This window comes from Flexivirga oryzae, from assembly GCF_014190805.1.
Lineage (GTDB): Bacteria > Actinomycetota > Actinomycetes > Actinomycetales > Dermatophilaceae > Flexivirga > Flexivirga oryzae.
On record NZ_JACHVQ010000006.1, the window covers coordinates 25,664 to 46,609 of the forward strand.

Genomic DNA, 20,946 nt, shown 5'->3' on the forward strand with positions numbered 1-20,946 from the left:
CCCCGATCGGCGGAATCAGGCGTCGGTTCCTTCCAGCAGGTCCGTGACCAGAGCGGCGATCGGGCTGCGCTCGCTGCGGTGCAGGGTGACGTGCCCGAACAGCGGGTGTCCCTTGAGCTTCTCGATCACGGCGGCGACGCCGTCGTGCCGGCCGACCCGCAGGTTGTCGCGCTGGGCGACGTCGTGGGTGAGGACGATGCGGGAGTTCTGGCCGATCCGCGACAGCACGGTGAGCAGCACCCCGCGTTCGAGTGACTGCGCCTCGTCGACGATCACGAACGCGTCGTGCAGCGACCGGCCCCGGATGTGCGTCAGCGGCAGCACCTCGAGCAGGCCGCGGTCGATGACCTCCTCGGTCACCTCACGGGAGACGACCGCGCCCAGGGTGTCGAAGACCGCCTGTGCCCAGGGGCCCATCTTCTCGTTCTCGGTGCCGGGCAGGTAGCCCAGTTCCTGACCGCCGACGGCGTAGAGCGGCCGGAAGACGATGACCTTGCTGTGCTGGCGCCGCTCCATCACGGCCTCCAGCCCCGCGCACATCGCGAGCGCCGACTTGCCGGTGCCGGCCCGCCCGCCGAGGCTGACGATGCCGACGTCGGGGTCGAGCAGCAGGTCCAGGGCGATGCGTTGCTCCGCGGAGCGGCCGTGCAGGCCGAAGGCGTCGCGGTCGCCACGGACGAGCCGCACCGACTTGTCGGCCATGACCCGGCCGAGGGCGCTGCTGCTCCCGGCACCGATCAGCACGACCCCGGTGTTGCACGGCAGGTCGGCCGCCTCCGGCAGCTCGACGCGGCCCTCGTCGTACAACGTGTCGAGCTGCTGCTGGGAGACGTCCAACTCGGTGGTGCCGGTCCAGCCGGACTCGACCGCCAGCTCGGCGCGGTACTCCTCGGCCCGCAACCCGACCGCGGACGCCTTGACCCGCATCGGCAGGTCCTTGCTGACGATGGTGACGTCGTGGCCCTCGTCGGCCAGGTTGCGCGCGACGGCCAGGATCCGGGAGTCGTTGTCGCCGAGCCGGAACCCGCTGGGCAACGACTGCGGGTCGGTGTGGTTGAGCTCGACCCGCAGGGTGCCGCCGTCCCCGATCGGCACTGGCGCGTCGAGCCGCCCGTGCTCCACCCGCAGATCGTCCAGCGCGCGCAGCGCGGTGCGGGCGAAGTAGCCCAGCTCCGGGTGGTGCCGTTTGGCCTCCAACTCGGTCACGACCACGACCGGCAGGACGACTTCGTGCTCGGCGAAGCGACGTATGGCGCGCGGGTCCGACAGCAGCACCGACGTGTCGAGCACGTAGGTGCGGATGCCGCGCGGCGTGGCCGTGGTGGACGAAGGGGATGGCTTGGAGCTGGTGGCCATGACGATCTCCTCCGGTCACGCGGCATGTCGCGCCGTGTGACCTACTCTCGGACCAGGTGCCGGGACCGAGCCCTGAAGGACCGGTGCCGGCCCTCCGTCCGGAGCAAAGATCGCTCCATCGTGGGCCTCCCGAACGCATCGCGGGGATCGCGCTGCGTCAGGTCCGACACTACGGATGACGCGGTGGATTCCGGTGCGACACACCGAACGGTGGCGCGGAATTCGCTTGCCGGACGCTCGGGACGCACCGTTGGATGGTCGTATGCCGACACCCGTCCTGCCGCCGCCTCTGCACCCGGGGGATCGCGTCGCCGTGGTCTCTCCGAGCTGGGCGGCTCCGGCGCACTTCCCCACCGTCCACGAGCAGGCGCTGCGCCGGTTGCGCGACGTGATCGGGGTGGAGCCGGTCGAATTCCCCACGACGCGCCGCGACGCGACGCCGGCGGAGCGAGCGGCGGACCTGAACGCGGCGTTCGCCGACCCCGGCATCCGGGCGGTCCTGTCGACCATCGGCGGGGACGACCAGATCACCGTGCTCAAGCACCTCGACGCGGAGGTCATCCGCGCCCACCCGAAGCGTTTCCTCGGCTACAGCGACAACACCAATCTGCTCAACTACCTGTGGTTCCACGGGATCGCGGCCGTCCACGGCGGTTCCACCCAGGTGCACCTCGGCCCGGTGCCGGACGACGCGCACCTGGAGTCGTTGCGTGCCGCCCTCTTCGGTGGTGCGGTCGAACTCGCCCCGCAGCAGCGCACCCGCGACGTCGGCCTGCGCTGGGACGACCCGCGCGCGCTGACCGACGCGGCGCCGGACCTGCCCGCCGAGCCGTGGACCTGGAGCGGGCCGGCACGACGCGTCACCGGACCGACCTGGGGCGGCTGCCTGGAGATCGTCGAGTGGACCCTCGCGGCCGATCGGTGGATGCGGCCCGTGTCGTCGTACGAGGGAATGGTGCTGCTCCTCGAGGCGCACGAGGAGCCGAAGACGCCGACCGAGAACTACCGGATGCTGCGCAATCTGGGCGAGCGTGGGTTGCTCGGCGCCGCGTCGGCGCTGCTCTGGGGCCGGCCACCGGTCGGTGACCACGAGCACCAGGTGTCGGTGGACGACGCGTCAGCGATCCGGGCGGAGCAGCGCGACGCCGTGCTGCGCGCGGTCGACGAGTACGCCCCGGACCTCGTCGTCGCGCTCGACGTCGACTACGGCCACACCTGCCCGCAGCTGCTCCTGCCGTACGGCGGCAAGGTCACCGTCGACGGCGAATCCCGAACGATCACAGCGCACTTCGGCTGACGTTCGCGAGTGATCGGCGGTCCTACTTGCCGAGGCGGCGGTCCCGCTCGGCGTACGCGCGCAGTGCCCGCAGGAAGTCGACGCGGCGGAAGTCGGGCCAGTAGGCCTCGCAGAAGTAGAACTCCGAGTGCGCGCTCTGCCACAGCAGGAAACCGCCGAGGCGCTGCTCGCCGGAGGTGCGTATGACGAGGTCGGGATCCGGCTGCCCCTTGGTGTAGAGGTGCTGCGCGATGTGCTCCACGTCGAGGGTCTCGGCGAGTTCCTCGATGGACGTGCCGCGTGCCGCGTGCTCCTGCAGCATCGCCCGCACGGCGTCCGCGATCTCGCGGCGGCCGCCATACCCGACGGCCACGTTGACGATCATCCCGTCGACGCCGGCCGTGTCGTCGGCGGCCTGCTTCAGCACCTGCGAGGTGGAGTCGGGCAGCAGGTCGAGCGCGCCGACCGGGTGCAGCCGCCAGCGCTGCTCGGCGGCGAGGCTCTCCACGGCCCCCTCGATGATGCCCAGCAGCGGCGTCAGCTCCACCGGCGAGCGCGACAGGTTGTCGGTGGACAGCAGCCAGAGGGTGACGACCTCGACACCGGCCTCCTCGCACCAGCCGAGCAACGGCTTGATGTTGTCGGCACCCGCCTGGTGGCCGTCGGCCGTCTGCGCCCCGCGGGCCTTCGCCCAGCGCCGGTTGCCGTCGAGCATGACGCCGACGTGACGCGGCAGGTTCTGTTCCGGGAGTGACTTGCGTACGTGTCGCTCGTACGCGGCATACAGCAGATCAGTCACCCGCATCAGCCGGCCCCGCTTTCCTTGTCACTCGACGACCCGCGCTCCAGACTATGCCGAGAGATGAGTCACAGCGTCGAAGGACCACGGTTGGCTCACAACTCCCCCACTTATCCTGGCTGCATGACCGAGCCGACCCGCCCGTCCGCGCGTTCGCTGCAGCAGGACGCCACGGACCTGATGAGAGCAGTCAAACCCAAGCTGCGCGGCTGGTTGCACGCCGGGATGACCCCGGCCGCGGTTGCCGCCGGGGTGGTGCTGGTCTGCCTGGCGCCGACCGCGCGCAGCCGGATCGGCGCAGCGGTGTTCGCGCTGACGGCGGCGGTGCTGTTCGGCACCTCGGCGGTCTACCACCGGGGCACCTGGAGTCCGCGGGTCGAGCGTGCGCTCAAGCGGATGGACCACTCGAACATCTTCCTGATCATCGCCGGCACCTACACGCCGTTCGCGCTGACGCTGCTGCACGGCCGCGCCGCGATCAGCCTGCTGGTCCTGGTCTGGAGCGGTGCGGGGCTCGGGGTGATCTTCCGGATCTTCTGGGTGACCGCACCGCGGTGGCTCTACACGCCGATCTACGTCGCCCTGGGCTGGGTGGCGATCTTCTACTTCGGGCCGCTGATGCGTTCCGGCGGGCCGGCGATCATCACCCTCATCGCGGTCGGTGGTGGGCTCTACACCCTCGGCGCCATCGTCTACGGCACCAAACGCCCCGACCCGTCACCGCGCTGGTTCGGTTTCCACGAGATCTTCCACTCGTTCACCGTGGTGGCGTTCATCACGCACTACGTCGCGGCGTCACTGGCGATCTACGGGCACGCGACCGCCTGACCCGCGCCCGCTCAGGAGCCCGTGCCGCTCTTGCCGTCGGCGCTGTCGGCGGTCACGTCGGGCGCGGCCGCCTCATCCTCGGCCGGCGGCGTCGGACGCGGACGGTTGGGGATGCGCTGCCGGACCGGGTGGTCCTGCTCGTCCTGCCACTTCGCCTTGCGCAGGTGGTTGTTCATGCTGCGGAAGAGCAGCCAGCAGGCGATCGCCAGACCGAACAGCACCAGGAATCCCCAGATCCCCGCGGTGACGGCGACGCTCTCGTTGCCGCCGTCGTTCAAGGCATCAGTCAACATCGGCGGTCTCCTTTGTCACTCGCTGCTTCACATCGTCGACGACCGGTTCGCCGAGCGGGCCCGTCGCCAGCGCATCGGCCGCCGCCACATCCTGCGGCAGACCGGCGAAGAGGTCGTCCTCGCCTTCGGCGACCGGGACGTAGGACCGTGCGATGTCGAACTCCTCGGTCGGCCAGACCCGCGCCTGCCCGGCGGGCGACAGCGCGAAGAAGGTGCCGTCGGGGTCGATCTGCGTCGCGTGCGCGAGCAGCGCCTGCTCCCGCACCGGGAAGTACTTGGAGCACTCGACCCGCGTCGTCACGCGACCCTCGGGGCGATCCCGGCGGTGCTCCAGCCACTCCGCGTACGGCGACTCCAGACCCTCCTCCTGCAGCGCCTCGTGGAAGGCCATCATCTTGGCCCGGGAGAACCCGCGGTCGTAGTAGAGCTTCAACGCCTGCCAGGGCGCGCCGGCGTGCGGGAACGCCGCCGGGTCCGCGGCCGCCTCGAACGCGGCGACGGTCACGTCGTGGGTCATGATGTGGTCCGGGTGCGGGTAGCCACCGTTCTCGTCATACGTCGTGACGACGTGCGGCCGGAAGGCACGGATCGCCCGGACCAGCGCCTCGGTGGTGATGTCGAGCGGCTCCAACGCGAAGCAGCCCTCGGGCAGCGGAGGCAACGGATCGCCTTCGGGCAGACCGGAGTCCACGAACCCGAGCCAGAGTTGGTCGACCCCCAGGATCTCGCGGGCCTTGGCCATCTCGGCGCGACGCACCTGCGGCAGATCACGCTGGATGTCGGCGTTGCCCTTCAGCCGCGGGTTGAGTATGTCGCCCCGCTCCCCGCCGGTGCACGTCACGACCAGCACCGGGTGTCCCTCGTCGACGTAGCGGGCCATGGTGGCCGACCCCTTGCTGGACTCGTCGTCGGGGTGGGCGTGGACCGCCATCAGGCGCAGGCCGTCAGTCGGTGACTCTGTCACGTGCTGCAACTCCTCGTCGGTGGAACTCGGATCATGGTCCCGTCGTGGTCTGCGCGTGGGGCGACCGGGGACCGCATCAAGGTCGACATCTATCCTCTCACTTCATGGCGATCCCCCGACCCGCACCCGAACAGCGCAAGTGGTGGGTCATCGGCATCGTCGGGGTGCTCATCGGGATCGGCCTCGCGACCTGGTGGGGCATTTCGGCCACCCGCGGTGTCAGTTGGGACAACGGACCGTTCACGGTCAACGATTCCCGCAGCGTCAAGGTCACCTTCTACGTGACCAACCAGGACGGCAAGCCGGTCCGCTGCACGCTGGAGGCGCAGGACATCACCCACAACCGGGTCGGCGTACTCACCGTCGACCTGCCGGCGAGCCACTACACCACCACCGAGTACACCCGCACCATCCCCACGGTCGCCAAGGCTGTGACCGGCATCGTCGACCACTGCGCATACCGCTGACCCCCGGCGCGGCGCGCGCCCGGCCGCGGCGATTCGGGACACCCGCTTTCCGATGCTATGGTTGTTCGCTATACCCAAGGTCTGGGACCAGCCTCCGAGCCACGAGCCGGAGCGGCCCCGGACCTAATTGTTTGACCAAGGTCCCGACGACCTAAGGAGACATCGTCATGAGCACCGCTGATGCATCGGCCAGCTTCCTGACCCAGGAGGCCTACGACCGCCTGAAGGCCGAGCTGGACCATCTCTCCGGCGAGGGCCGCAGCGACATCGCGGCCAAGATCGAGGAAGCCCGGGAGGAGGGCGACCTGAAGGAGAACGGCGGCTACCACGCGGCCAAGGAGGAGCAGGGCAAGATGGAGGCCCGCATCCGCCAGCTGGAGGAGCTGCTGCGCAATGCGGTCGTCGGCCAGTCCAGCGCCACCGAGGGCACGGTGAGCCCCGGCATGGTGGTGACGGTCGAGATGTTCGGCGAGCAGGAGAAGTTCCTGCTCGGCAGCCGGGAGATCGCCGGCGACTCCGACCTCGACGTCTACAGCGAGAAGTCCCCGCTCGGCGGTGCCATCAACGGTGCGAAGGTCGGCGACCAGGTCTCCTACCAGGCGCCGAACGGCAAGACGATCGACGTGTTGGTGCTGGACGCCACGGCATACACCGGCTGACGTTCCCCGTCATACCGGGAAAGGGCGCCCTGCGGCAGTTGCCGCAGGGCGCCCTTCCGCTCCCCCGAGCTATTTCGCGACGGCCTTCTTGTAGGCCGCCGTGGCGAACGGCAGGAAGATCGCGAGCAGCACCACGGTCCAGATGAGCGTGTAGAGGTCCGGGTGCTGCAACGCCCAGGTGTATGCCGTCTGCTTGTCGACGTCGGCGTGCGTCTGGCCCGGAGCTCGCAGCGCGTAGAGGTTGCCGAAGTTCTCCCGCGCCGACTGGGTGATGGTCGACACGGGGTTCCAGCCGGCGATCTGCTTCAGCACGGTCGGCATGTTCTGGGACGGGACGAACGTGTTGGCGATGAACGTCACCGGGAAGATGATCATGAACGACGCGTTGTTGACCACTTCGGGCGAACGCACCCGCAGGCCGACGTAGGCGAACACCCAGGACAGCGCGTAGGCGAACAGCAGCATCAGCAGATACGCCCACAGGGCGTGCAGCGCGCCGTTGTGCAGGCGCCAACCGATGACCAGCCCGGTCACCGACATGACCACGAGCACGACGACGTTGTTGATCACGTCGGTGAGCGTGCGGCCGAGCAGCACCGCACTGGGGTGCATCGGCAACGTGCGGAACCGGTCGATCACGCCCTTCTGCATGTCCTCGGCCATCATGTAGCCGGTGATGGTGGCGCCGAAGATGATGGTCTGGGTGAAGATGCCGGCCATCATGAACTCGCGGTAGCCCGCCTGTGCCGACCCGCTCGCACCGGCCAGCGCTCCGAAGACGTAGCCGAAGAGCAGCACGAACATGATCGGCTGCAGGGTCGTGAAGATCAGCAGGTCCGGCACCCGCCGGATCTTGATCAGGTTGCGTTTGGCGATCGTCAGACCGTCGCCGATCAGGCTGCCGTCCCGGACCTCGTCGCGCTGCGCGTCGGCCTCCGTCGTCGCCGTCCCCACGGCGGTCATGCCGTCAGCTCCTCGAGCTCGTCGGCCTCGGCCTTGTGGCCGGTGAGGCTCAGGAACGCGTCATCGAGCGTCGGACGACGAATCCCGATGTCCTGGACCGTGATCGACTGCTCGTCGAAGGACCGGACGGCCTGCAGCAAGGACTGCGTGCCGCCGGTGACGGGCACGATGAGGCGGCGGGCGTGCTCGTCGCGCTCGACCGGCCCGGAGCCGACGATCGCCATCACGTCGGCCGCCTCGACGATGCGTTGGGCGTCGGCGACGGTGACCTCCAGCCGCTCCCCACCGACCTGCGCCTTCAGCTCGTCGGCGGTCCCTTCGGCGATGATCCGCCCGTGGTCGATGACCACGATGTTGTCGGCGAGCCGGTCCGCCTCCTCGAGGTATTGCGTGGTGAGCAGGACCGAGGTGCCCTGACCGACCAGGTCGGTGATGACGTCCCACATGTCGCCGCGACCGCGCGGGTCGAGCCCGGTCGTCGGCTCGTCCAGGAAGATCACCGGCGGCCGAGCCACCAGCGCACCGGCCAGGTCGAGCCGGCGGCGCATCCCGCCGGAGTAGGTCTTGGCCGGCCGGCCGGCTGCGTCGCCGAGCCGGAACTGCTGCAGCAACTCGTCCGCGCGGGCCTTGGCCTCCTTGACCGGCAGGTGGTAGAGCCGGCCCACCATCTCGAGGTTCTCCCGGCCGGTGAGGTATTCGTCGACCGCGGCGTACTGTCCCGACACCCCGATGCGCCGCCGCACCGACTGCGGATCGCGCAGCACGTCGGCTCCCGCCACCGTGGCGGCCCCCGCGTCGGGGCGGATCAGGGTGGTCAGCATGCGCACGGTCGTGGTCTTGCCGGCGCCGTTCGGCCCCAGCACACCCAGCACGCTGCCCTCCGGCACCCGCAGGCTCACGCCGTCGACCGCCTTCACGTCCTTGTAATGCTTGACCAGCCCGTCGGCTGTGACCGCGTCGGTCATCTCGTCTCCCTTGTCCCAGCTGCCCAGTTCAAAGGTCTCACGGACCACCGACAGTCAGCCTCTGGTTTTTCACGACATATCGCGAGTTCGAGAATGACGATATATCGCGTTTCGGGTCGGAGTCAACGGGTGTGCACAGGTCACCCCAGTGGGGACTCCGGTACGCCGCACGGCGGCACAACCGTGCACAGGTCACCCCAGTGGGGACTCCGGTACGCCGCAGGCCGGTTTACCGGTCATACGTCGACACTGGGGCGACCCCGGTACGCCGTGTCAGCCGTCGAGGGCCTGTGCCAGGTCGGCGATCAGGTCGTCCGGGTCCTCCAGGCCGACCGAGAGCCGGATCAGGTCGGCCGGGACCTCCAGCTCGGTGCCGGCGACGCTGGCGTGCGTCATCCGGCCCGGGTGTTCGATCAGCGACTCGACGCCGCCGAGCGACTCCCCGAGGGTCCAGATCGTGGTGCGGCCGATGACGTCGACCGCGTGCTGCTCGCCGCCGGCCAATTGGAAGCTGGCCATGCCGCCGAAGCGCCGCATCTGCCTGGCCGCGACGTCGTGACCCGGGTGGCTGTCCAGACCCGGGTAGTAGATGTGCGTGACATCCTGGCGTCCGCGCAGGAACTCCACGACCTTCTCGGCGTTGTCGCTGTGCCGCTCCATGCGGACCGCGAGCGTCTTGAGACCGCGCAGCACCAGCCAGGAGTCGAACGGTCCGGCGATGGCGCCCATGGAGTTCTGATGGAAGCCGATGCGTTCGGCCGCGTCCGCGAACTCCGGGACGCCGACGTTCTCCGCGACAACGACGGCACCACCGACGACGTCGCTGTGGCCGCCGGAGTACTTCGTCGTCGAGTGGACCACGATGTCGGCGCCGAGACTGATCGGCTGCTGCAGGTATGCCGACGCGAACGTGTTGTCCACGACCAGCAGCGCACCCGCCTCGTGCGCGATGGACGCGATCGCCGCGATGTCCGCGATGCCGAGCAGCGGATTGGTCGGCGTCTCCAGCCAGACCAGCTTGGTCACGCCGGGCCGGATCTCACCTCGTATGGCGTCGGCCTGCGACACCTTGGCGAGGCTGTAGTCGACACCCCAGACCTTCTGCACCTTGTCGACCAGGCGGAACGTGCCGCCGTACGCGTCGGTCGGGATGATCATGTGTTGACCCGGCCGCAGCACCGCACGCATGATGCAGTCCTCGGCCGCAAGGCCCGACGAGAACGCGAATCCCTTTGCGCCGCCTTCCAATGCGGCGATGCACTCCTCGAGCGCCGCGCGGGTGGGGTTGCCGGAGCGCGAGTATTCGTACCCCTCGCGCAGGCCGCCGACCCCGTCCTGTTTGTAGGTGGAGGTTTGGTAGATCGCGGGCACGACCGCACCGGTGCGCGGGTCGGGCTCCTGACCCGCATGGATGGCGCGAGTGGAGAAACCTGTCATGCCAGGGAGTCTACGGCCCGTCACAGCGCCGAGTTGAGCGCCCGCCAGTCGATACCGCGCGGCGCACGCGCCACGACCGTCTGCACCAGGCCGAGCCGGGACGCGCGCAGCTGCTCGTCGTCGGCCATCAGCATGACGTCGTCGAAGAAGGTGGTCAGCGGCGCGACGAGCGGCAGCGCGTCCGGGATCCATTGCGGCAGAGCGTCATCCGCGTGATCAGGGAGCTCTTCGACATACGTGACGAGCGCCCGCTCGGCGTCACCCGCCAGCAGCGCCCGATCGTATGACGCGGGCGTTCCCTCCGGGACGATCCGGGTGATCCGCTGCACCGCCTCGACGAGTCCGGCGAACCGATCGTCCTCGCGGGCCTCATCGATGTCCGCGAGTGCACGCGTCGCGATGCCGGGTGCATCCGCCAGCGGCGTGACTGCGGCGACCAGACCGACCGGCACTCCCTCGTCGCGCAGTTGCTGCGCGAATCGTCCGATGACGAAATCCTTTGCGGATGCGATCGATTCGTCCGACACCTCGATCCCCTGCTCGCGCAGTCGAGCACCCGCCGCGGCGAGCCCGGCATCGACGGTGATCGCGCCCAACTCCTGGTGCTCACGCAGGATCGACAGCAGGCCGAGCGCCGCACGACGCAGCGCGAAGGGGTCCGACGAACCCGACGGCTTGGCGCCGATGGCGAACATCGCGGCCAGCAGGTCGAACCGGTCGGCGAGCGCGAGGAGCGCACCCGGGTTCGACTCGGGCAGCGCGTCACCGGTGGTGCGCGGCAGCTCCATCTCCCACAACGCCTGCGCGACCTGCGGGCTCTCCCCGGCCCTGGTCGCGTATTCGCGGGCCATGAAGCCGGCGAGGGACGACAGCTCGATGACCATCTGCGACGAGAGGTCGAACTTCGCCAGCTGACCGGCGCGCGCGAGGGTCTGCTGCTCGTCGGCGGAAAGCTCGACGGCAGAGGCGATCGCGCCTGCGACATCGTTGATCCGGTCGGCGCGCTGGGCGACCGAGCCGAGCCGGTTCTCGAAGGTCAGCTTGTCGATGCCCCGCCGCAGGTCGTCGACCGACAGCTTCAGGTCGGCGTCGTAGAAGAACGCGGCGTCCTCGTAGCGGGCACGCAGCACGGTCTCGTTGCCGATGCGGACCAACTCGTCGTCGCACTCGCCGTTGGCGACCGTCACGAAGTAGGGCAGCAGTGCGCCGTCGGCGCCACGGACCGGCAGGTACCGCTGGTGCTTGCGCATCACCGTGGTCAGGATCTGCTCGGGCACTTTGAGGTACTTCTCGCCGTAGCCGCCGAGGATCGCGTGCGGCTGCTCGACCAGGTTGGTGATCTCGTCGACAAGGGCCGACTCACCCTCGAAATCGATTGTCCCACCGATGGATTCGGCGAGTGCGCGCGATTGCTCGATGACCTGCGTCCGACGCGTTGCCGTGTCGATGACCAGGCCGTGCGTCTCGAGCACCGTGCGCAGCTGGTCCGCGGAGCCGACCCGCACCAGCGGTGTCGGATCGGTGCGGTGCACGTAGGTCGTGCGGCCCGAGGTGAGCTCGGAGGCGTGCACCGGGACCACGGTGTCGCCCCAGAGCGCGACGATCCAGCGCACGGGCCGGCTGTAGGACAGCTGGGGGTCGCACCAGCGCATGTTCTTGTCGGCGCGCAAGGCCTCGACGATGTCGCCGATGATCTCGCCGGCGACGGTCAGGACGTCCCGGCCGGTCTCGGTGATCTTGACGGCGACGTGCTCGGCGCCGTCGAAATCGGCCCGGATGAGCTCGGACACGTCGACCTGCTGCCCGCGGGCGAAACCCTGCGCAGCCTTCGTCGGCTCCCCCGAATCGTCATACGCCGCAGCGACCTTCGGCCCCTTGCGCAGACTTTCGGCGTCGGGCTCGTGGGCCGACACCGACGCCACCGTGGCGACGATGCGGCGCGGTGTGCCGACGACGTCGACGGCTCCGTGCGTGAGCCGGCTGGCGTCCAGTCGCTCGGTCAGGGAGGTGCGCACGAAGTCGATCGCCTGCTCCACGACGTGCGGCGGCAGCTCTTCGACGCCGATCTCGACCGCAAGCGTCTGGTCGTCCGTCGGCAGCGCCGCGAGGTCGACGTCCTCGGGGTCGTCGGCCGGGTGCTGCACCGCCGTGCCGGCGAGCACCTTGGGTGCCTCGGTCTTCAGCAGCGGGAAGTCCAGCTCGCTGCGTCGTTCGATCCACAGCTGGGACACCTCCCGGGCGAGCCCGCGCATCGTGGAGAACGCCTTGGCCCGCTCGGTCGTGGAGATCGCGCCACGCGCGTCCAGCACGTTGAACGCGTGCGAGGACTTCAGCACGTAGTTGTATGCCGGCACCGGCAACCGCTGCTCGATCATCCGCTTCGCCTCGGCCACGTAGTGGTCGAAGAACTCCTGGTTGGCGGCGACGTCGGCGTCGTCCAGGTAGTAGCGGGACATCTCGTACTCCTGCTGGCCGAAGGCCTCGCCGTACGTGATGCCGGGTGCGTACTGCATGTCCTTGAAGTGCGAGACGCCCTGCTGCGCCATCATGATCCGCTCGATGCCGTAGGTCAGCTCGACGGGGATCGGGTCGAGGTTCTGCCCGCCCACCTGTTGGAAGTAGGTGAACTGGGTGATCTCCATGCCGTCCAGCCACACCTCCCAGCCCAGGCCCCACGCGCCGATCGCCGGCTGCTGCCAGTTGTCCTCGACGAAGCGGATGTCATGGGCGTGTATGTCGATGTCCAGCGCCTCGAGCGACTCCAGGTAGAGCTCCTGCGGGTTGCCCGGCTCGGGCTTGAGGATGACCTGGAACTGCGTGTGCGTCTGCAGCCGGTTGGGGTTCTCGCCGTACCGGCTGTCGTCCGGGCGCACCGACGGCTCGACGTACGCAACCCGCCACGGCTCCGGCCCCAGCACCCGCATCAGGGTCGCCGGGTTCATGGTCCCCGCCCCGACCTCGGTGTTGTAGGGCTGCACGATCATGCAGCCGCGGTCGGTCCAGAACTTCTGGAGGCGGATGAGGGCGTCTTGCACTGTCAGCACCGGGACAGGTTATCCAGCGCCGGGCCTCCCGCTCACCTTGCATCCGAGCGGGTCACTGCGTCAGTGTCATGAAGACACTGTTCGGGTCCTCCTCGTAGGCCCCGAACGGCGGGCACTCCACGAAGCCGGCCTTGCGGTAGAACGCACGCGCGGCGGCGAAGAACTCCATGCTGCCGGTCTCCAGGGAGACCCTGGTGATCCCGCGCCGGCGGGCGTCGGCCAGCGCATGGTCCAGCAGTTGGCGCGCAACGCCGCTGCCACGTCGCGCGGGAGCGGTGCGCATGCTCTTCAGCTCGTCGTGACCGGCGGCCAGCTCCGCGAGCGCGACCGTGCCGACGATCTGCTCGCCCTCGCGCCCCACCCACACCCGCACGCCGGGCCGGCGCAGGCCGTCCAGGTCCAGCGCGTGCTGGCTCTGCGCCGGGGCGGTCGGCGCGAGGTCGTCGAGGTGGTCCTGCAGGAAGCGCACCAGTCCCGGATCGGCGAAGTCCGCCACGGCGATGTCCATCACCCCATCGAACCGCATTCCGCGGGTTGGCCGAGCGCCGCCGGGCTCCATCATTTACTATTTCTTTACCCGGCGAGCACGCCGTACAACCTACTCGCCGAAAGACCCTCCGCCCATGCGTCGCGCCCCTTCCGTCATCATCGCTGCTGCCATCGCCACCGGTATGACGCTGCCTCTCGCCGCCCCGGCCCACGCGGCCACCACGTTGAAGTTCGCCCGTTTCTACGCGGACCAGCCGGGTGCGGACACGCCCTACACGACGGCTCGGCTCAACCGCGAGTACATCCAGGTCAAGAACGTCACGAAGAAGACGATCAGCCTGTCCGGCTACCTGATCCACGACCGGAAGAACTACCACGTCTACCGCTTCCCGAAGACCTTCAAGCTCGGCGCGGGCAAGACGGTCACGGTGCACACCGGCAAGGGCAAGAACACCGGCGCCAACCTCTACTGGGGCATGAAGTCGATGGTGTGGAACAACACCACCGACACGGCATACCTGAAGAAGGGCAGCTCGACGATCACGACCTGCACCTACAAGCAGACCCCGGCGCAGAAGAAGGCCAAGACCGGTTACAAGAACTGCTGACCCGGGAAGGCTTCGGCGGCCGCGTTCGTTGGCAATGGCATGAGCTTCCTCTTCGGCCGCAAGACCACGATGGTGTCCCCCGACGAAGCACTGCCCGGTCGGCAGGCGCAGTTGCCCGGCATACCCGACAAGCACGAAGTGCTCGGCTCGCGCCTGCAGGGGCCCTGGCCGGAGGGCACCCAGGTGCTGTATGTCGCGATGGGGTGCTTCTGGGGCACCGAGCGCATCTTCTGGCAGCTTCCCGGTGTCGTCGCGACGGCGGCCGGTTACATGGGCGGCTACACGCCGAACCCGACGTACGAGGAGGTGTGCACCGGACGGACCGGGCACACCGAGGCGGTGCTGGTCGCCTACGACCCGGGTCAGACGTCGGCCGAGCAGCTGCTCAAGGCATTCTGGGAGAACCACGACTCCACCACCGCGAACCAGCAGGGCAACGACATCGGCACGCAGTACCGCTCGGCGATCTACTGGACCACCCCGGAGCAGGAGCAGGCAGCGGTCACGACGCGTGATGCGTTCCAGCAGGTCCTGCACGCAGCCGGTTTCGGCGAGATCAGCACCGAGATCCGGTCGGCGTCCGAAGCCGGGCAGTTCTACTACGCCGAGGACTACCACCAGCAGTACCTGCACAAGAACCCCGGCGGCTACTGCAACCACGGACCCAACGGGTGCTCGTTAGATGTCCGTCGTATGACGCTCGAGCAGCTGGAGCGGTCGGAGGCAGAGGGCTAAGCCATAAGCGGCTGGCCCCGCTACCGAAACGAGGACCAGCCATGGACACGCTACAACCCAGCGACCACCGGATCATCACGCACGAGGCGCTGAATCGGTGGCTCGATGGGGTGAGTTCAACTCACCGCACCGACGATGGGGTACATCCGTGTTACCTCACCCCTGCCGACCCCTTCGACCAGCTGGACGCGGCTCTCGCGGATGTGCGCTACGCGTCTCACCTGATCGCAGAGGCCACCGAGCAAGCCGAGCGGGGCGTTCCCTGCTCGGGCGGTGACACCTGGGGCGACGTCATCGCGCAACTGTCCCTCAGCCGCAACCGGTGTTCCGAGCGCGTGACCGAGCTACTGCGCCAGACCGCCAGCGAGCTGCCGGAGGCGCTGCGATGAATGACACGGACGAGGTACTCGTTCACGACCTGAACACAGGTCAGACATCGCGGTGCACCGAGGCTGACCTGGGCGACACGCTGCGGGGCATGTTTGAGGGGCACCCGGAAGTTCTCGCGGCATGTGACGTGCTGCACCGCCAGTGGGCTGCACGGAACTACGTCGGTTCACTCGAGGCGTTCCTCGGCGTCCGGGTCGACCGTGCCTGAGTCTCGCGTCCACGCGCGTAGGGCGACGACCTGACCAAACCATCCTCGCGGCTCTGTCTCTGGCGCTCGGCCGCGGGGTTTGTCCGACCCTGCGTGCTGAGCTGAGCAACGAAAGGTCGAGGAACTACTCGAGAACACAACCATCGAAGGGAACTGAACTGACATGAACATGATGACCGCAATCCGGCAAGGCATCGGCGCACCCCGCACCGAGATCTCCAACCGCTCTGGCATCAGCACGGCAACGCTCGGCCGCATCGAACGCGGAGAACGCCCGCTCTACCCGTGGGAGCGTCCCGACGTCGTGGCCGCATTGGCGGGTGCGCTGCAGGCACGGACCGCAACGGGGAAGGGTGCGAACCATGACTGAGACGACGTGCGCGCATCCGTCTTGGTGCACCCTCAACCACGAAGATCCGATCGTAGAGCAGAACACGCACGAGGGTTACGTGCAGCGCGGATCACTCGTGGACGCTTGGATCTACTCCGATGCGGAAGATGAACGTGACTCGGGCATCCGATTCGGGGTGCAGATCTTGAATTCGGACTTCTCGATCCCCGGAGACGCGACGCTGCTCGATCGGATCATCAATGAACTCAACACCGCGCGCGACGCGCTAGTGCAAACGGCGGCCCGCTGATGGATGACCTTCTCGATGACTTCCGGGTCTACGGGTTGGCGGCGGGACATTCACAGCGAACGATCACGGCCAGGGAGCAAACGATAGGGCGGCTTGCACGCGATCTGGACCTGACGACAGCCACGCAGAACCAACTGACAAGTTGGCTGGCGGCACTCGTCGCGGCGGACGGCAGACCCTTGGCCCGATCTTCGCGGGCGACCTATCGTGCGCACCTGGCCGCCTTCTATGGATGGATGCAGGACACCGAGCACAGAACAGACAATCCCGCGATGAAGCTGCCGAAACCCCGTGTCCCTCGGGCCGTGCCGCACCCGGTCACACCCGACGAGGTGACGCGCATACTCGCGGCCTGCTCGGATCCGCGCGCACGTATGACACGTGCCTACGTGTTACTGGCGGCGTATGAGGGGTTGCGGGTGCACGAGGTGGCGAAGGTCCGCGGTGAGGACATCGCCCACGGTGAGATCCGCATACACGGGAAGGGTGGCACTGATTCGACGGTGCCTCTTCATCCGTCGGTCGAGTTGCTGGCATCCCGGATGCCTGCGCGCGGTTGGTGGTTCCCGACGACAGCAGAACGCGCGGGTCATGTCTCGCGTGTCTCAGTGTCGCAAGCTATCAAGCGGGCGATGGTACGCGCCGGCGTGAACGGGACACCGCACAGTCTGCGGCATCACTTCGGGACGCAGGTGCTGCGTGCGACGGGCGGCGATCTCCGAACGACGCAACGCGCCCTTCGGCACGCGTCTCCCGCGACGACGGCCATCTACACGCAGGTTGCAGATGATCGCCTGCGGTCTGCCGTCAATGGAATCCCCATGTGATCGCATCAGACATCCGTAGGCTTGCTCTCCATGGTCCGTCCTACCGCCGCAGGTCTCACGGTGCCGTTGTCGCGTGCCAAGGACACAACCCCGCTGGCGTCTGTGCTGCACGTCCTGGGGTCCCGGTCACGCCTGGAGACGCTGCAGATCCTGATGGACGGTCCCCGGTTGACGGCTGAGCTCCCGGCCCGGCACGACGAGCTCAACATGCTGCAGGACGTCGGGGTCGTCACGTCCGTGGCGGTGGTCGGTGGTGCCGGAAGCGTTGGAACGGGTCGGCCGGTGCCTGAGCGGCTGACGCGCAAAGAGAACGGCACAATATGTGTGCAAAGCGCCCCGCGATCAGGCCTGCCTCGCCTACGGTTGCTCACCAACGGCCCCTTCAGTCAATCCGTCGAATGGGTGTCCGTTCAGTGGAGGAGAACCGATGGTATTTGTAGCCAATACGCCGCTCGCCAAGGCAGTGCAGTCCGCCGTAAAGCGCGACGAGCACAGCATTCACTTGAACAAGCGCACAGGAGGACTCGGCGAGGATCCTAAGGTCCGGTGGGAAAAGGTTGTGGAAGCCATCGAGACGCTAGAGCGGCGAGTTGATGCACTTGAACGCGGTAACTCGCCGCGTGGTCATTCAGCGAGGAGTTGAACGTCGCCGTTGTCCGTAACACGGACGATCGGGCCAATGTGGTCGCGATAATCACCGGCCGGAACTTCCTGCCCGATCAATGACAGCAGACGGCTCTGCACGGAACATTCCATCTCCACGGGATTCTCCTTCGTTGGTGCGCCTTCAAGTTCGTACATCAGAACACCCCTCCTGCACGGCTCGCCAGGTGCGCCGACTGTGCAGCCTGCGACGCGTTCCGGCGGTAACCCGCGGCCATGGCGGCCGGCACAGTCGCTGCGTATTGTGCGGATGCTCGTGCTGAGTTCTCCATCGCGTTGATTGCTCGTCGGAGTAGGGCGCGGTCCGCGTCGGACAATCCGCCGCCACTGGTCGTTGTCGAGACGGTCTCGCGAGTGAGCACTTCCATGGTCTGCTGGTGGTTCAGAACTCGAGTTCCGGCTTGCAGGTAGCGCACCTGGGGGCCGAGGACGAGTTCGGCGCCGCGTTCACCGACCAGGGCCAGCCCGCCGGGTGCGTTGTCCGTGCCTGCGGCGTATGCGGGCACCGAGGGTGCACCGTGCCGACGCAGTCGGTCGATCCCCGCGTTCGCGCTGCCTGCGGCCCGCAAGATGGCGTCGATCGTGGCCAGCACGGATGCGGCGCCGGGTGCCGAGACGTGGATGCGGGTCGATACCGACTTCGGGATCTTCAGCAGCTGCTGCGCGTACTTGTAGGTGGACGACTTCGCCCCGTCAAGGTTCGCGATGACATCCAGCAGCTGTTTGCCCTGCGCGCGGTAGTCCGCGGTTGCTGTCTTCGTCGGAACGTGGTTCTGCTCCTGCGTCCGTTTGTATGCCTGCAGCTGCGAGACGACTTGCTCGATGCTCTGCCGGTTGCTGATCCCGGCCTTGGTGTTGAGCGAGGTCGAGTCGGTCTGCTTCTTCAGGTCCGCGATCATCTGCAACCGCGCCGCACCGATACCTGTGAGACCGCCCTGCAACTGCAGCTGCTTGGAGATCTCGGCGTCCAACGCCTGGTTGAGTGCCTGGATCGCCTGATTCTGTTTCTGCACCTTCCCGGTGGAATCCAGGGTGGCGTCACCCATCGACATCTGCGCCAGTTGCGCGTCTGTCAGCTTCTTTGCGGTGTTGCCGGTCGCTTGCCCCAGCGCCTTCTGGTACGCGGTCTCCTGCTTGACCTTGGCCTTGCCGGTGTCGATCTCGTCGTGGTAACCCTTGAGCGTTGCCAGCGCCTTCTGGGCGTCCGGGGCGAGCGCCCTGACCGACTTGCCGAGACCGCCTGCGGCACCCGCGGCCGCCTGGCTGATCGTGGCATTGTCCCGCACTCGCTGATTCAGCTTGTCCCATGCCGGGCCGCCCTGGCCGATCGCGGTCAGGATCTCCTTCTGGCTCACCCCGTACTGGCCCAGGACCTTCATGGCGTCCGTACTGGCCAGCCTCTGCGAGATGATCTGCGCGGTCTGATCGCCCAGCACGCCGTTGTCGGCCTGGATGGCTTGCGTCAACTCCTCCTGAGCCTGTTTGGCCTCCTGCTGCTTCTGCTTGTACAGGGTCCATGCCACGGTCGCGATACCGACCACGGTGGCCGCGCCCGCGGCCACCAGGTTGCCGCGCGACCCGGCGTTCTCCACGTTCCGCATCGCGGAGGCGACCCCTTGCAGGCTGCTCGCGGCACGGGTGGCACCCAACCGGCCGAGGTTGGCCGACAAGGTGCCCAGGGACGACCCGAGTTGCCCCACCAGCCTGACGATCAGCCCGTAGGACTTGAAAGCCAGGTAGACGCTCACGCCGGTCGTGGCCAGGGTCTGCAGGGCCCCGGTCGGCAGTGAGTTGATCACCCCAGCCAGCGTCTGCAAGGCGCTGAGCACGGTCCCGCCGAACGGGGCGAACGCACGGGCCGCGTTACCCGCCAGCTGGACCAGCTCACCGAACGTGGACACCACCTGCGGCAGCATCGACATCGCATACCCGCCGAACTGTTGCAGCGAGTCGGACTGCGCCCACTTGTCGAAGGCGTTCGCGGCCTTGACGGCGTAGCTGGACACGTCGGTCATCAACGGCAGCAGCTGGACGAACGCGGTGGTGATCCCGTCGACGGCCGGCTGTGCGACCTGCCCCAGCTCGCCGGACAGCACCGAGATCCCGTTGTTGATCGCGGGCATCTTGGGCTGCAAGTCCTTGACCGCGTCGACAAACGGCGTCAAGATCCCGGCCGCGGCGGTCACTTCGAGCGCTCCGAGGTTGCCCTTCAGCGTGTCGAGCGCACCGGAGAACTGCTGCCCCTGCGCGGTGCCGTCCTCCATCGCTTTCTTCACCCCCAGGAATGCCAGCACGCCGGCCGCACCAAGGCCACCGAACGCCGCACCGAGACCAGCCACCGCGCCCGCAATTGGGACTGTCGCAGGGGCCATTGTCGCCAACACACCGATGAGGCTGAGCGCGGACTTGTGCGCGCTCTGCTGGTGTCGGTCGAGGTCATCGTTCGAGTGCGCCAGATCCTCTTCCGCCCGTGATGCCGCCGACGACGCACGCGCAACCGCAGACCGGGCATTCTCCACCCGGTTCTCAGCACCAATCAACGATGCCGACGCGGACGCCGACCTCTGCCGTGCCTGCGCCAAACGCTGCTCGGCCGCCTGAATCGCATTCGCGTCAGGAGATTCCGCCGAACGCAGATCGGACAAACGCTGCTCGGCCTGTGCCAACTGCTGACCCACCAGCGTGTGACGCTGCTGCACCGCAGACAGGCTCGCCTCGGCCGCCCGAAGCGCATTACTCGACTGAGTCGAACGCTCCTGCGCACGTTGAAGAACGGCCTGCGCCGACGCCACACGCTGCACCGACTGCACCGCATTAGCAGTATTCGCACGCACATCCACCGTGACGTCATCGCCGTCAAGGTGGTCCGCCTCAGCCTGCACCGCCGCCAGGCCAGCAACGGCGCCGCCGGTGTCGGCAGTCACCTCGATATTGGGATCGGACTGCCCGAGGGCTCGTGCTGCAGCACCAGCCTCCGCGAGCGTGCGGTTGTAGTCCGATGCGTCCATGCGTAGGTATGCCACGATCGAGCCGACGACTGTTTCACCGGGCATGCGCGGTCACCTCCTGTTCGTCTTCGAGTCGCTCCCAGCGGTCGCCGGTCACGACGAACAACGCCTCGGAGTCGTGGCAGTAGATGCCGCTGCAGCCGAGCGCGTCATGGTCCACCAGCCCGTGCAGCTCGTGCGCGCCGACACGGGTAGGGCGACCCGCCTGCAGCTCGGCGACCTGGGAGCACCACCAGCAGCCGCCCGGAAGGTGCCAGCACTTGTCAGCGGCCCGGTAGTCCTCGACCAGCGCCGCGGCCAGGCCGGGCACCATGCGACCACCTCGG

The 20,946-nt window shown here is 67.9% G+C and carries 22 protein-coding genes; 10 read left to right on the forward strand and 12 right to left on the reverse strand.

Annotation, left to right across the window (positions count from 1 at the left end; genetic code table 11):
- Nucleotides 1-15 precede the first annotated feature (15 nt).
- Nucleotides 16-1,356, reverse strand: coding sequence for an RNA 5'-3' helicase PhoH2 (gene phoH2, locus FHU39_RS22560; RefSeq protein ID WP_183322986.1), 1,341 nt, complete (start codon nucleotides 1,354-1,356; stop codon nucleotides 16-18).
- A gap of 262 nt (nucleotides 1,357-1,618) precedes the next feature.
- Between phoH2 and FHU39_RS22565 the strand changes: the two genes are divergently transcribed.
- Nucleotides 1,619-2,653, forward strand: a complete 1,035-nt coding sequence (locus tag FHU39_RS22565) for a S66 peptidase family protein (RefSeq protein ID WP_183322987.1) — start codon at nucleotides 1,619-1,621, stop codon at nucleotides 2,651-2,653.
- A 22-nt stretch (nucleotides 2,654-2,675) separates the two neighbouring features.
- Here FHU39_RS22565 and FHU39_RS22570 read toward each other — a convergent pair whose 3' ends face one another.
- Nucleotides 2,676-3,437, reverse strand: a complete 762-nt coding sequence (locus tag FHU39_RS22570; RefSeq protein ID WP_183322988.1) for an isoprenyl transferase — start codon at nucleotides 3,435-3,437, stop codon at nucleotides 2,676-2,678.
- 117 nt (nucleotides 3,438-3,554) lie between these two features.
- On the opposite strand from FHU39_RS22570, the gene trhA reads away from it, so the two are divergent.
- Complete coding sequence (trhA, locus tag FHU39_RS22575) at nucleotides 3,555-4,259, forward strand: PAQR family membrane homeostasis protein TrhA (RefSeq protein ID WP_183322989.1); 705 nt, start codon at nucleotides 3,555-3,557, stop codon at nucleotides 4,257-4,259.
- A gap of 11 nt (nucleotides 4,260-4,270) precedes the next feature.
- On the opposite strand, the gene FHU39_RS22580 is transcribed toward trhA, so the two are convergent.
- Nucleotides 4,271-4,552: a hypothetical protein gene (locus tag FHU39_RS22580; RefSeq protein ID WP_183322990.1), complete on the reverse strand. Its 282-nt coding sequence runs from the start codon at nucleotides 4,550-4,552 to the stop codon at nucleotides 4,271-4,273.
- A complete protein-coding gene (mca, locus tag FHU39_RS22585; protein ID WP_183323107.1) occupies nucleotides 4,542-5,483 on the reverse strand; it encodes a mycothiol conjugate amidase Mca in 942 nt (313 codons plus the stop codon). Before mca ends, FHU39_RS22580 begins: the two co-directional genes overlap by 11 nt.
- A 137-nt stretch (nucleotides 5,484-5,620) precedes the next feature.
- Between mca and FHU39_RS22590 the strand changes: the two genes are divergently transcribed.
- Together FHU39_RS22590 and greA are read left to right on the forward strand one after the other, a co-directional pair.
- Nucleotides 5,621-5,983 (forward strand): DUF4307 domain-containing protein, encoded by a 363-nt coding sequence (locus FHU39_RS22590; RefSeq protein ID WP_183322991.1) that lies wholly within the window; start codon nucleotides 5,621-5,623, stop codon nucleotides 5,981-5,983.
- 167 nt (nucleotides 5,984-6,150) lie between these two features.
- The gene (gene greA, locus FHU39_RS22595) at nucleotides 6,151-6,642 is read left to right on the forward strand and encodes a transcription elongation factor GreA (protein WP_183322992.1); all 492 of its coding nucleotides are present in this window, start codon (nucleotides 6,151-6,153) and stop codon (nucleotides 6,640-6,642) included.
- A 69-nt stretch (nucleotides 6,643-6,711) separates the two neighbouring features.
- On the opposite strand, the gene FHU39_RS22600 is transcribed toward greA, so the two are convergent.
- The 5 genes from FHU39_RS22600 to FHU39_RS22620 form a co-directional block, all read right to left on the reverse strand.
- Nucleotides 6,712-7,605 carry an ABC transporter permease gene (locus tag FHU39_RS22600; RefSeq protein ID WP_183322993.1) on the reverse strand — a complete coding sequence of 298 codons (894 nt, stop codon included), beginning with the start codon at nucleotides 7,603-7,605 and terminating at the stop codon, nucleotides 6,712-6,714.
- Nucleotides 7,602-8,570: an ATP-binding cassette domain-containing protein gene (locus FHU39_RS22605; RefSeq protein ID WP_183322994.1), complete on the reverse strand. Its 969-nt coding sequence runs from the start codon at nucleotides 8,568-8,570 to the stop codon at nucleotides 7,602-7,604. The genes FHU39_RS22600 and FHU39_RS22605 overlap by 4 nt, the downstream gene beginning before the upstream one ends.
- Nucleotides 8,571-8,843: 273 nt before the next feature.
- Complete coding sequence (locus tag FHU39_RS22610) at nucleotides 8,844-10,007, reverse strand: cystathionine gamma-synthase (RefSeq protein WP_183322995.1); 1,164 nt, start codon at nucleotides 10,005-10,007, stop codon at nucleotides 8,844-8,846.
- Nucleotides 10,008-10,027: 20 nt separating this feature from the next.
- Complete coding sequence (locus FHU39_RS22615; RefSeq protein WP_183322996.1) at nucleotides 10,028-13,051, reverse strand: glycine--tRNA ligase; 3,024 nt, start codon at nucleotides 13,049-13,051, stop codon at nucleotides 10,028-10,030.
- A 52-nt stretch (nucleotides 13,052-13,103) separates the two neighbouring features.
- Nucleotides 13,104-13,559, reverse strand: coding sequence for a GNAT family N-acetyltransferase (locus FHU39_RS22620; RefSeq protein WP_183322997.1), 456 nt, complete (start codon nucleotides 13,557-13,559; stop codon nucleotides 13,104-13,106).
- Between the two features lie 115 nt (nucleotides 13,560-13,674).
- Between FHU39_RS22620 and FHU39_RS22625 the strand changes: the two genes are divergently transcribed.
- The 6 genes from FHU39_RS22625 to FHU39_RS22650 all read left to right on the forward strand — a co-directional run bounded on the left by FHU39_RS22625 (nucleotide 13,675) and on the right by FHU39_RS22650 (nucleotide 16,949).
- On the forward strand, nucleotides 13,675-14,148 hold the full coding sequence (locus tag FHU39_RS22625) for a lamin tail domain-containing protein (protein WP_183322998.1): 474 nt from the start codon (nucleotides 13,675-13,677) through the stop codon (nucleotides 14,146-14,148).
- Nucleotides 14,149-14,187: 39 nt separating this feature from the next.
- Entirely contained in the window at nucleotides 14,188-14,883 is a 696-nt protein-coding gene (msrA, locus tag FHU39_RS22630; RefSeq protein WP_183322999.1) for a peptide-methionine (S)-S-oxide reductase MsrA, read from the forward strand.
- 41 nt (nucleotides 14,884-14,924) lie between these two features.
- Entirely contained in the window at nucleotides 14,925-15,272 is a 348-nt protein-coding gene (locus tag FHU39_RS22635) for a hypothetical protein (RefSeq protein ID WP_183323000.1), read from the forward strand.
- Between the two features lie 378 nt (nucleotides 15,273-15,650).
- Nucleotides 15,651-15,851 carry a helix-turn-helix domain-containing protein gene (locus FHU39_RS22640; RefSeq protein ID WP_183323001.1) on the forward strand — a complete coding sequence of 67 codons (201 nt, stop codon included), beginning with the start codon at nucleotides 15,651-15,653 and terminating at the stop codon, nucleotides 15,849-15,851.
- Nucleotides 15,844-16,122, forward strand: a complete 279-nt coding sequence (locus tag FHU39_RS22645) for a hypothetical protein (protein WP_183323002.1) — start codon at nucleotides 15,844-15,846, stop codon at nucleotides 16,120-16,122. The genes FHU39_RS22640 and FHU39_RS22645 overlap by 8 nt, the downstream gene beginning before the upstream one ends.
- Nucleotides 16,122-16,949, forward strand: coding sequence for a tyrosine-type recombinase/integrase (locus FHU39_RS22650; RefSeq protein WP_221185842.1), 828 nt, complete (start codon nucleotides 16,122-16,124; stop codon nucleotides 16,947-16,949). The genes FHU39_RS22645 and FHU39_RS22650 overlap by 1 nt, the downstream gene beginning before the upstream one ends.
- Before the next feature lie 624 nt (nucleotides 16,950-17,573).
- Here the strand turns inward: FHU39_RS22650 and FHU39_RS22655 are convergent.
- From FHU39_RS22655 to FHU39_RS22665, 3 genes are read right to left on the reverse strand one after another with little or no spacing between them, the layout of a single operon-like run.
- Nucleotides 17,574-17,750 (reverse strand): hypothetical protein, encoded by a 177-nt coding sequence (locus FHU39_RS22655; RefSeq protein ID WP_183323003.1) that lies wholly within the window; start codon nucleotides 17,748-17,750, stop codon nucleotides 17,574-17,576.
- Nucleotides 17,750-20,665: a hypothetical protein gene (locus FHU39_RS22660; protein WP_183323004.1), complete on the reverse strand. Its 2,916-nt coding sequence runs from the start codon at nucleotides 20,663-20,665 to the stop codon at nucleotides 17,750-17,752. Before FHU39_RS22660 ends, FHU39_RS22655 begins: the two co-directional genes overlap by 1 nt.
- Nucleotides 20,655-20,933 carry a hypothetical protein gene (locus FHU39_RS22665; RefSeq protein ID WP_183323005.1) on the reverse strand — a complete coding sequence of 93 codons (279 nt, stop codon included), beginning with the start codon at nucleotides 20,931-20,933 and terminating at the stop codon, nucleotides 20,655-20,657. Before FHU39_RS22665 ends, FHU39_RS22660 begins: the two co-directional genes overlap by 11 nt.
- Nucleotides 20,934-20,946 lie beyond the last annotated feature (13 nt).